The 11,058-nt window shown below is 60.5% G+C and carries 8 protein-coding genes and 2 pseudogenes; 5 read left to right on the top strand and 5 right to left on the bottom strand.

Going from position 1 to position 11,058, the window contains the following annotated elements:
• Positions 1 to 164: 164 nt before the first annotated feature.
• Complete coding sequence (locus tag AC1DXN_RS30655; protein ID WP_477278318.1) at positions 165 to 431, top strand: hypothetical protein; 267 nt, start codon at positions 165 to 167, stop codon at positions 429 to 431.
• Between the two features lie 267 nt (positions 432 to 698).
• Here AC1DXN_RS30655 and doeB read toward each other — a convergent pair whose 3' ends face one another.
• The 4 genes and pseudogenes from doeB to ehuR all read right to left on the bottom strand — a co-directional run bounded on the left by doeB (position 699) and on the right by ehuR (position 4,676).
• Positions 699 to 1,712: a N(2)-acetyl-L-2,4-diaminobutanoate deacetylase DoeB gene (gene doeB, locus AC1DXN_RS30650; RefSeq protein WP_477278316.1), complete on the bottom strand. Its 1,014-nt coding sequence runs from the start codon at positions 1,710 to 1,712 to the stop codon at positions 699 to 701.
• Between the two features lie 5 nt (positions 1,713 to 1,717).
• Positions 1,718 to 2,896, bottom strand: coding sequence for an ectoine hydrolase DoeA (gene doeA / locus AC1DXN_RS30645; protein WP_477278314.1), 1,179 nt, complete (start codon positions 2,894 to 2,896; stop codon positions 1,718 to 1,720).
• Positions 2,897 to 3,018: 122 nt separating this feature from the next.
• Positions 3,019 to 3,181 (bottom strand): annotated as a pseudogene (locus AC1DXN_RS30640) (ATP-binding cassette domain-containing protein); the annotation flags it as partial.
• Positions 3,182 to 3,290: 109 nt separating this feature from the next.
• A complete protein-coding gene (gene ehuR / locus AC1DXN_RS30635; protein WP_477278312.1) occupies positions 3,291 to 4,676 on the bottom strand; it encodes a MocR-like ectoine utilization transcription factor EhuR in 1,386 nt (461 codons plus the stop codon).
• 81 nt (positions 4,677 to 4,757) lie between these two features.
• Between ehuR and AC1DXN_RS30630 the strand changes: the two are divergent.
• A pseudogene (locus AC1DXN_RS30630) lies at positions 4,758 to 4,937 on the top strand (Lrp/AsnC family transcriptional regulator); the annotation flags it as partial.
• 688 nt (positions 4,938 to 5,625) lie between these two features.
• Here AC1DXN_RS30630 and AC1DXN_RS30625 read toward each other — a convergent pair.
• Positions 5,626 to 6,090, bottom strand: coding sequence for an Lrp/AsnC family transcriptional regulator (locus AC1DXN_RS30625; RefSeq protein WP_477278310.1), 465 nt, complete (start codon positions 6,088 to 6,090; stop codon positions 5,626 to 5,628).
• Between the two features lie 211 nt (positions 6,091 to 6,301).
• On the opposite strand from AC1DXN_RS30625, the gene AC1DXN_RS30620 reads away from it, so the two are divergent.
• The 3 genes from AC1DXN_RS30620 (at position 6,302) to AC1DXN_RS30610 (ending at position 10,992) form a co-directional block, all read left to right on the top strand.
• Positions 6,302 to 7,705 (top strand): aminotransferase, encoded by a 1,404-nt coding sequence (locus tag AC1DXN_RS30620; protein ID WP_477278308.1) that lies wholly within the window; start codon positions 6,302 to 6,304, stop codon positions 7,703 to 7,705.
• A gap of 153 nt (positions 7,706 to 7,858) precedes the next feature.
• Positions 7,859 to 9,268: an aldehyde dehydrogenase family protein gene (locus AC1DXN_RS30615; RefSeq protein WP_477278306.1), complete on the top strand. Its 1,410-nt coding sequence runs from the start codon at positions 7,859 to 7,861 to the stop codon at positions 9,266 to 9,268.
• A 368-nt stretch (positions 9,269 to 9,636) separates the two neighbouring features.
• Positions 9,637 to 10,992 carry a Glu/Leu/Phe/Val family dehydrogenase gene (locus tag AC1DXN_RS30610; protein WP_477421802.1) on the top strand — a complete coding sequence of 452 codons (1,356 nt, stop codon included), beginning with the start codon at positions 9,637 to 9,639 and terminating at the stop codon, positions 10,990 to 10,992.
• Positions 10,993 to 11,058: the final 66 nt, after the last annotated feature.

Here is an 11,058-nt window from a genome sequence, read left to right as displayed (position 1 = left end):
GCTCCGGGAGACCGGCGGCGCGTGATCGTTGATGCTTCTCCTGATGGTCGGGAGAGGGATTTCGGTGGTCAAGATCGGGGAGATGATGATGATACTTGATTTGCATCGGCAGGGCCGGTCGGTGTCGGCGATCACCTGGGAGAGCGGGATCGTGTGCAAATGCGTTGAGCGTTGAGCGCGGGCTCGAGGCTCCGGCCTACGAACCGCGCAAGCCGCGTCAGGCGGGGATCGATCCCTTCACGGCCTATCTTCGCGAACGCGTCACGCGATATCCCGGGCTCACCGGCAGCCGGCTTTTCCGGGAACTGAAGGACCTCAGCTATGGCGGCTGCTACACGGCCGTCACCGACTTCCTGCGCGACGTCCGTCCTGCCGCGGCCGAGCGTGGATACGACGTTCGCTTCAAGACCCGGCCCGGCGAGCAGTCATAGGTCGACTTCGCCCAGTTCAATGTCGTCTTTACCGATGAGCCGACGACGCCGAGAATCGTCCGGCTATTCTCCACGGTGCTTGGCTTCATTCGCCTTATCTGGGCAAGGATCTGCCGACTGTCTTGCGCTCTGGGCCTTCAAGACGCTGGGCGGTGCTCCTCGCAAAGTGCCTTACGATCCTATGAAGACGGCTATGATCGGCGAAGGCGATACCGGCGGCATCGTCTACATTGTCTGTCTGTCGGCCTCCAACAGGCCCGTTCTGCGCTACGAAGTTCGCAACTCCACGCGCTGAGCTACGACCGCCGCGCAGTCGCCGGCTTTGACCAGGCCGGGGAAATGCCGGGCCGCCAGCAGGCCGGACATTTTTGCTTTGATTTCCTGCGGAGCGATGCCGGTGCGGCCGGTGGAATGGATGCGTGCCAGCACCGCGCCTTCGTTCACAGGTTCGCCGAGATCGACCATGGTTTCGATCATGCCGTCGTCTTCGGCGAAGGAGAAGCAATCGCCCGACGGCATATCGAGCCATTGCGTCGAGGCCTTCTCGACCGCACCGGCAACAATGCCGGCGTGGCGCAGCACATTGAGAATGCCGCGCCGCGCGATCCGCACGGTGTGGGCACGCGAAGTCCCGCCGCCGCCAAGCTCGGTGCTGACAAAGACCTTGCCCATCTCCTCCGCCGCCGTGTCGTACATTCCGACAGCGTCGATCTCGAGCATGCGCATCGAGAAGGGCGCCGAAAAGGCTTCCACCGCGTCGAAAGCTTTCTGCTCCAGTGCCTTGTCGGGCAAAGTGTGGGCGGCGCAGAACGGCACGAAGTCCAGTGTCTTTCCCCCAGAGTGAAAGTCGAAGACGATGTCGGCGCGGGGCAGCAATTCGCGCTGGAAATAGTCGGCGATCTTTTCGGTCACCGTGCCGTCCGGCCGGCCGGGAAAGCTGCGGTTCATGTTGCCCTTGTCGATCGGCGACGTGCGCGTGCCGGCGCGGAAGGCCGGATAGTTCATCGCCGGTACGATGATCACGCTGCCGCTGACGTCTTTCGGATCGAGCGTGCGGGCGAGATCGTAGAGCGCCAGCGGCCCCTCATACTCGTCGCCATGGTTGCCGCCGGAGAGCAGCGCCGTCGGCCCGTTGCCGTTGCGGATGACGCAGATCGGGATCATCACCGAGCCCCAGGCCGAATCGTCGCGGCTGTAGGGCAGGCGCAGGAAACCATGCTGGACGCCGTCGCGCTCAAAATCGACGGTCGGCGCGATCGGCGACGGGCGGAGGCTGGACATCGGGCTCAATTCTTCACCACCAGTTTGCGCGGCACATTGGCCAGGCACTCTACACCGGTTTCGGTGATCAGGATGGATTCGGTGATTTCCAATCCCATCGTCTCCAGCCACAGGCCGGTCATGAAGTGGAAGGTCATGCCGGGCTTGAGTTCGGTGCGGTCGCCGGGGCGCAGGCTCATGGTGCGCTCGCCCCAATCCGGCGGATAGGACAGGCCGATCGAATAGCCGGTGCGGTTGTCCTTGACGATGCCGTATTTCTTCAGGACGGCGAAAAAGGCATTGGCGATGTCCTCGCAGGCGTTGCCGGGTTTCGCCGCCGCAAGCCCAGCCTCCATGCCTTCCAGCGTCGCCTTCTCGGCATCGAGGAACTCCTGCGTCGGCTTGCCGAGGAAGACGGTGCGCGACAGCGGGCAGTGGTAGCGGTTGTAGCAGCCGGCGATCTCGAAGAAGGTGCCCTCGCCCCGCTTCATCGGCTGGTCGTCCCAGGTCAGATGCGGCGCCGAGGCGTCGACGCCCGACGGCAGCAGCGGCACGATCGCAGGGTAGTCGCCGCCAATGCCATCAACACCACGCGTGCCGGCATCGTAGATTTCGGCGACGAGATCGCATTTGCGCATGCCGACTTCTATCTTGTCGACGATGCGCTGGTGCATGGCTTCGACGATGCGCGCGGCCTTGCGCATATAGTCGATCTCGGTCGAGCTCTTCACCGCGCGCTGCCAGTTGACCAGCGCGGTCGCGTCGACGAAGCGGGCGTTGGGCAGATGCTTTTGCAGTGAGGCAAAAGCGGCAGCGGAGAACCAGTAATTGTCCATCTCGACGCCGATGGTCAGCTTTCCCCAGCCGCGATCACTGAGCACGCTTGCCAAAAAATCCATCGGGTGGCGCTCGGTCGACTGCACATAGTGGTCGGCGTAGCCGACGATGTTGTCGTGTGCGAGATAGGCGGTGCGCTTGGCACCGTTGGCATCCTGGCCGCGGCCGTACCAGACCGGCTCGCCAGACGGCGGGACAATCACTGCCTGGTGGACATAGAACGACCAGCCATCATAGCCGGTCAGCCACGCCATGTTGGAGGGGTCGCTGACGATCAACAGATCGACGCCCTTCGCCTCCATAGCCTTGCGCGTCTTGGCGAGGCGATCTCCGAATTCGCTCCGCGAGAATTTCAGGTTTGGCTGCATCGTTCTTGGTCCTCGTTTGTTGGGCCTCGCGGCCAGCATCAGCTTTCGAAATTGGTCCCCGAATTGGCCGCCCGCGCCCGGTCGCGAGCGAGCGTGGCAATTGCGCTGCTCGCCAACGATCGAATGTGGCCGCCGTCGATCCTCTCCAGCGTCATCAGTATGCGCAGGATGGTCGTCTTACCGGAGCCCGACGCACCGACCCGGGCCAACTTCTCGCCGGGCCTTGAAGCTGCCGAAGCTTCTCGAAAGCGCATCGGGTCTTGATGATGGGCGTGGGCCCTGCAGTTCCCCGTCCTAGAAAAGCCTCTGGCCTTGACGATGCGGAATGGGTAAAATCATGTCAATTGATAAAATAATATCATGACAATTATTCTGGCCGGTAAAGCTATTCTACCTAGATGGCCAGCAGCAGGTGCTCGGGATCACCGAGCAGCAATCTGGAAACAACGCCAAGACCGGCGCGCAGTTCGCCCTCGGTGGTCGAGCCCAGCGAGATGCGCGCCGCCGGATGCCATGGTGCGTCGGAAATGCGGAAGGATGTGCCGGGCGCGATCGCCACGCCTTGCAGACGAGCCTGCGCGACGAAACTCTCCTCCGCGCGATCGCCGGGAAGCTGGAGCCACAAATGCAAGCCCTCGCGATGAGCACGATAGTCGATGCCGGAAAGGACCTCGGCAGCAATCTCTTGCCGACGCCGCAATGCCGCTCGCTGCCAGCGCACCAGCTCCATCGCGGTGCCGTCGGTCACCCATTTGGTGGCGATCTCAGCCACCAGCGGCGTCGCCATCCAGTTCGAGACCAGGTGCCGGTTGGCGACGGCGGCGACATAGCGGTCGGGCGCGGCGAGATAGCCGATGCGCAGGCCGGGCACGGTGATCTTGGTGAAGGAGGTGACGTAAAGCGTGCGCTCCGGCGCAAAGGCGGCGACCGGTGGCGGCCGGTCCTCGACCAAAGGACCCAGCACGTCGTTCTCGATGATGGCGATGTCGTGCTTGCGCGCAACCGCCGCGATTTCCTCGCGCCGCCGTGCATCCATCAGCGTTGCCGTCGGACTGATCACCGAAGGCTGCACGAACACAGCGCGGATATCCGACAGCCGGCAGGCCTCGTCCAGCGCCTCCGGGATCAGGCCCTTATCATCGATCGGCAGGCCCTCGAGGTTGAAGCCGAGATAGCGCGCCAGCGGCACCAGCGTGTGGTGGCCGATCGCCTCGGTGGCAACGGTCGACCCCGGCGGCGCCACGCTCATCAGCGCCACCGTCATGCCGGCGGTGGCGCCGTTGGTCAGGCTGATGTTCTGAGCGGAGACATCGAGCCCGCACAGTTTCAGCCATTCGACCGCCACAGCGCGGTGGCGCGGAAACACCATGTTGGGCCGGAACGACAGCGCCGAACTCGACGGCAAATTTTCGGACAGCCAGCCCAGCGCCTGTTTCAGCCGCTCCAGATGCATCGGCTCGCACACCGGTTTCAGGATCGAAAGATCGATGACATCGCCGAGGCGCTGCGGCAGATAGGGCGGCTCCGGCTCGCGGCGCTGCGTCTGGACAAAGCTGCCGCGGCCGATCTCGCCCGAAATCAGGCCACGCCGGATCAGTTCCTCATAGGCGCGGCTGACCGTCTGCACAGAGAGCTTGAGATCGTCGGCCAGCCGGCGATGCGTCGGCAACCGCGCGCCATTGGCAAGGCGGCCATCATGGATGGCTCGCGCGAACTGGTCGGCAAGCGATTGATAGGCTGGCCGCCGGATGAGTGTGGGATCGGGTTGCCACAATGTCATGACTTATTAGAGATCGAAATCAGTGCAATTGACAATCGAAATAATGCGCCATCAGTACTGTAGACGAAAAAGTGGATACCGATGACTGCCGCGAAACTCGACCCGATCGACGTGAAAATCCTCGACGCCATCCAGCGCGACGGGCGCATCACCAAGCTGGTGCTGGCCGAACAGGTCGGGCTGTCGCCTGGATGCGGCTTCGCAAGCTGGAGAAGGCCGGCATCGTCTCGCTATGACGCGAGGATCGTCATGCGCGTCGTGTTCTAGTAGGCCCAAGAGAATGCGAACGCTTCTCAACTTATAGCGACCCAAACTTCTCCGAGGAGCCTCGACCTTAGCGCAGGGCGTTGACCATTTACCAACCTGTGCCACTTGCTGAACGGCTTGCTAGACAAGCCTCCGCACTGCCGCCACTTGCGATGATCGTTCGTGCCTTGGGCTAACGCGAAGGACTATAGACCTCGTGATGACAGGATCGACAATTCTGACAATCCTGACCTGATTTAGTGAGACTTTACGCTGCACAGAAAAGTCCAAGAGTGTGGCGCTAACCTTCCTGTCTATAATCATGTCGATAGTGTTGAGCAGCGAGTCCAGCTCAAAAACAACGTTCAAGTGACTTGCTCACCTGGCTATTTACATGTTCAACCGGATCGCAAAAATTACCAACATATGTCTGGACCGCCAAAGGATATCCGTTAAGCTTGATAACTTCACGAACCGGACGCCCCTTCGAAAATCCTCATGTGTACGTCTGGCACCCATTGTCTGGTGGACGAGAGAAGCTCAGCAACCATGGGCGCGAGCGACGCCGGATGAAATCCTGATCGTGACCTTGCCAGAGAGCGAGCTCGATTTCCTTGTTGGGGTCACTACAGGGGATACGCGGTCGCTTCTCAGCACCAGCTATTGGTGGCCTTGTAGAAGGGCCAGATCTGCCGCTTTCTGGTTACTCCTGGATAGGAAAAGAGAATCTTGCCTTAACCCGGTCCATGACGACCATGGTTTTGAAGCCCTTGATATCATGATTTTCGTAGAAAAATCGGCGAGTAAACTGCTCGTAATCCTCCATGTTCTTCGCCGTCACGATCAAGATGAAATCAGCATCCCCCGTAACGTAATAGCCAAGCATCACATCCTTGGTTTTGCGAATTGCAGCTTTAAATCGATCCACAATGTCTGCCCGCTCACGTTCGAGCGACACCAAGACGATCATGGTAAGTTGTCGACCCACCGCCTTCGGCGACACGATCGACACATCGGCCTCGATTACGCCCGCTTCCCGCAATTTCTTCAGTCTGCGCTGGCACGCTGTCGGTGAAAGGTTTGCAATGCTTGCGAGCTCCTCGGAGGTCAAACGATTGTTATGCTGAACGGCCTCCAGGAGTGCCAGGTCGGCATGGTCAAGTTCCATTGGGTCGAAATCCTGCGATACGAGGTATATTCTGCAGAATTTCTGCCTAGCAGGCCGCAACTGCGCCGTCAACCGCGGTCGCGAATTGGCTAAGTTATGCCTTACGAGTCTCAGAGGGCGGTACGGAAGTTAGCAAACAGTCTGGCCGCTTCACGGCCCGGTTCACACAGAACTGGAGAGACAACCCGCACGGCATTTTGAAGGATTTACAATGACCATCGACATCAAAGACATCGCCGAAAAGGACCGCAATTCGGTCCTGCATCCTTTCACGCAGCTCAAGGACTTTGCCAGCGGCAAGCTTGGCGAGCCGACAATCATCGAGACCGGGAAGGGGATCCGGATCCAGGACGCCTATGGCAACCAGCTGATCGATGGCTTTGCGGGTCTGTACTGCGTCAATGTCGGCTACGGCCGCACCGAAGTCGCCGAGGCGATCTCACGTCAGGCCTATCGTCTTGCTTACTACCATTCGTACGCGGCGCACACGACCGATGAACTGGCAATTCTTTCCGACCGTCTGGTGAAGATGGCGCCGGGCAAGATGAGCAAGGTGTTCTACGGCATGTCCGGGTCGGACGCCAATGAGACGCAGGCCAAGCTCGTCTGGTACTACAACAACCTGCGCGGCAAGCCGACCAAGAAGAAGATCATCTCGCGTGAGCGCGGCTATCATGGCTGCAGCGTCGTCTCCGGCTCGATGACCGGGATGAGCTTCTATCACGACCATATGGACCTACCGCTGCCGCAGGTCGTGCACACGGGCGCGCCGCATCATTATTGGGGTGCGCAGCCCGGCGAAACTGAACGAGAATTCTCTACCCGCCGCGCCGCCGAGCTTGACCAATTGATCGAGCAGCTCGGTCCCGACAATGTCGGCGGCTTCATCGCCGAGCCTGTGCTTGGCACCGGGGGCATCACGCCGCCGCCGGAAGGGTATTGGGCAGCCATCCAGCCTGTGCTGAAGAAGCACGACGTGCTGCTGATCGCTGATGAAGTCATCACCGGTTTTGGTCGCACAGGCTCCATGTTCGGCTCACAACACTACGGCATCGAGCCTGACCTCATCACCGTCGCCAAGGGCCTGACCTCTGCATACTTCCCGCTTTCGGCGGCGATCGTCGGCGAGAAGGTCTACAAGGTGCTGGAAGACGGCGCTGACAGGGTAGGCGCTTTCTCGCATGGCTATACCTATTCAGGTCATCCCATTGGCGCCGCCGCTGCCAACGCGGTTCTCGACATCGTCGAGAGAGAAGATCTCCCCGGTAATGCTCGCGACGTCGGCGCATTTTTCCAGGCGCAGCTGAAGCAGAAATTCGCGCAGTTGCCGATCGTCGGTGAAGTGCGAGGTGTCGGCCTCATGGGCGCGATCGAGTTCGTAGCTGACCGCAACAATCGCAAGCGTTTTGATCCGGCGCTCAAGGTTGGGGCGCGGATTTCCAAGGCAGCCCGGGACCGGGGCCTCATAGCGCGCGCCATGCCGCACGGCGACATTTTAGGCTTTGCCCCGCCGCTCGTGACGACCAAGTCGGAAGTCGAGGAAATCGTTGCAATTGCCGAAAGCGCGGTCCGCTTCGTGATGGATGAGCTCGTCCGGGAGGGCCAGCAAATCTGAACCTTGGCAGCCGGGGCATTCCCGGCCCAATTGCTTGAACCGATTGTCACCATCTGCCGCATCACCATGAGAACAGGGCGGGTCCAAGACCTGCCCTGACCAAGGAATACCGACCGTAAACGCCGGCGTCATAACAGAAGGGAAGGGTAGCCTATGACAGCTGCCAAGCTTCATATCAAAGCGGGCTTGCCGCCCAAATCCGTCTACAACCCCTTTGACGGGTCTTTGATTGGCTCGATCGACGTCACGGATGCAGGCGATGCCGGCGAATGTCTCGCCCGTGCCCGGCGTGGTGCAGAGCTTTCGCGCGACTTGCCCAGGCACCGCCGCGCCGCTATTCTTGAAGGTGCTGCGCAGATTGTCGAGCGCAAGCGCGATGTCTTTGCCGAAACCATTGTCCGCGAAGCCGGAAAGACGATCGGTCAGGCACGCAAGGAAGTCAGTCGCTGCGTCAATACGCTGAAGCTCTCGGCAGAAGAAGCCAAGCGCAACGCCGGCGAGATCGTGCCCTTCGATGCGTTCGCGGGATCAGAACACCGCCAGGGCTGGTTTACGCGCGAGCCACTTGGCATCATCGCGGCAATCACCCCGTATAACGATCCGCTGAACCTGGTGGCTCATAAGCTCGGTCCAGCGATCGCAGGTGGCAACGCCGTCCTGCTGAAGCCGTCGCATTTGACGCCATTTTCCGCAATCAATCTTGTCGAGGCGCTTTTGGAAGCCGGCCTGCCTCAGGAGGTCATCACCGTTCTTCATGGTGACAGGGAGCTGGTCACGGCCTTGATCACATCCCGCGACGTCCGCATGGTTTCGTTTACGGGTGGATTTGCGACCGGCGAGGCGATCAGCCGTTCGGCAGGACTGAAGAAACTTGCGATGGAACTTGGCGGCAATGCCCCGGTCATCGTGATGAATGACTGTGAGTTCGACAAAGCGGTTGAAGGCTGCGTATCCGGCGCGTTCTGGGCCGCTGGACAAAATTGCATTGGCGCCCAGCGCATTCTGGTTGAGGCGGCTCTTTATGAGCGGTTCCGTGATGCCTTCGTCACTGGAACAAAAAAGCTCAACGCTGGAAATCCTACGCGCGAGGACACGGATGTCGGTCCGATGATCTCGACCCAGTCGGCCGAGCGCACCGAAGCAGCGGTCAATGATGCTATTGCCGCTGGAGCCAAGCTGCTGTGCGGCCACCGCCGCGATGGATCGCTTTATCATCCCACGGTGCTGGAAGGCACCCCTCGAAACTGCGCCCTGTGGCACGAGGAGGTGTTCGCGCCTGTCGTCATGCTCGCCCCCTTCGACACGCTCGATGAAGCCATCGCGCTGGCCAACGAGCCCGAATACAGCCTCCATGCCGGCATCTTCACCAGCAATCTCAATGTTGCACTCGAAGCGGCAAGCAGGATCGAGGCTGGCGGCGTTATGATCAACGATTCCTCCGACTACCGCTTCGACGCCATGCCCTTCGGCGGCTTCAAATACGGCAGCATGGGCAGGGAAGGCGTTCGCTTTGCCTACGAAGAGATGACGCAGCCGAAGGTCGTGTGCATCAACAGGAGGTAACCGGGCTGACGAGAGCTTAGTAATCGCTGGGCAGCAGGCGTTGAACGGTTATGCTGGGCAGTGCGCCAGTTCTCATCAGCAAGCGGCAGGCGGTGCCACAATCCAAAGTGAAATCACCTGAGTGCTTTCAAACAGGGGCGTCGACAGCTGGCCGCGAGACGTGATTTGTGCCCCAAAATTGCTGATTGAGAGGGCGGTCCGAAGGCATGAGAGCCCGTCCGACCGGTCCTAGGAGGAAACATCAAGTGCATGCGAACCTGCTCCCCGAAACCGTCAATGCAAGTGGTTCTGTCCCAACGCCGCAGTGCGTGACGCAGGGCAACTCTGCCGGGTTTCTGGAAAGCGTTGACCAGCACTTCCGCCATGCCATGTCCTTCCTTGACCTTCCGGAGGGGCTATCGGAGCGGATCATTCAGTGCAACTCGACCTACACGGTCCGTTTCGGCGTGCGGCTGCGCGGCCGGATGCACAGCTTCGTGGGGTGGCGATCGGTTCACAGCGAACACTGCGAACCTGTAAAAGGCGGTATTCGCTACGCCTCCAATGCCGATGCCGAAGAGGTCGAGGCACTGGCCGCCTTGATGACGCTGAAATGCTCGCTTGTAGACGTGCCCTTCGGGGGGTCGAAGGGCGCGCTCAAGATCGATCCACGCGAATGGACACCCCAAGAACTCGAGCGGATCACGCGCCGGTTCACGCAGGAACTCAACAAGCGTGGCCTTATCGGCCCTGGTGTGAATGTTCCCGCCCCCGACATCGGCACCGGTGAGCGGGAAATGGCCTGGATGATGGATGAGTTCCGTCGGGCAAATCCTACTGATGTCATCAACGCACGCGCATGCGTCACCGGAAAACCGCTTTCGAAAGGCGGCATCGCTGGCCGAACAGAGGCGACTGGCCGGGGGGTGCAGTTCGCCATTCAAAGTTATCTCCGTGATCCGCGTACGCCGGGGATTGTTGGAAGGCGCGACTTGGGCGGGGCCACTGTCGTCGTTCAGGGGTTTGGCAATGTGGGCTACCATGCAGCCAAGTTTCTCTCACAAGAAGATGGCGCGCGGATCATTGTCGTTGCCGAGCGCGACGGCTATGTCGCCAACCCTGAAGGCATTGCCGTTGAGGCGCTGAAGCAGCATCTCATACGCACCGGCAGCATCCTTGGTTTTGCTGGTGCCGAATCGTTTGCGGGCGACATGACGGGCATCCAGGAGCAATGCGACATCCTCATCCCCGCGGCGATGGAAAATGCCATCGACAGCGAGAATGCCGAGCGCATCAAGGCGCGTCTCGTCGTCGAAGCCGCCAATGGGCCGGTCACCTTCCAGGCCGATCAGATACTGCGCTCGCGAGGCGTGACAATCCTTCCCGACCTCTATGTCAATGCGGGCGGCGTCGTTGTCAGTTATTTCGAGTGGGTGAAAAACCTCACGCACATTCCCTTCGGGCTGATGGAGAGACGGCGCCGCGAGCGACGCAACCTGACAATCGCGACAGCGCTCGAGCGGATGACGGGCAACCCATTCCCGGCCGACTTGCGCGACGAATTCCTGGAAGGGGGCGCCGAGATCGATCTTGTCCGCTCCGGTCTGGAGGACGTGATGCGCAGCACCTGGGTAAACATAGCCGATCTGCTTGAGGAACAGCCGGAGCTTGGCGACTACCGGACTGCCGCCTATGTGGCGTCAATTCGCAGGATTGCAGCCGCCTATGAAGCCATAGGAATTTGAGCGCTTTGCGAGAAGCTGGTTGAATTAGGCTAGGTCACTGCTTGCCGCTGCCGTCCGGTCCCTCCC

It is taken from the genome of Mesorhizobium sp. P2_H9 (assembly GCF_056403215.1).
This window is presented reverse-complemented; position numbering and strand designations above follow the sequence as displayed.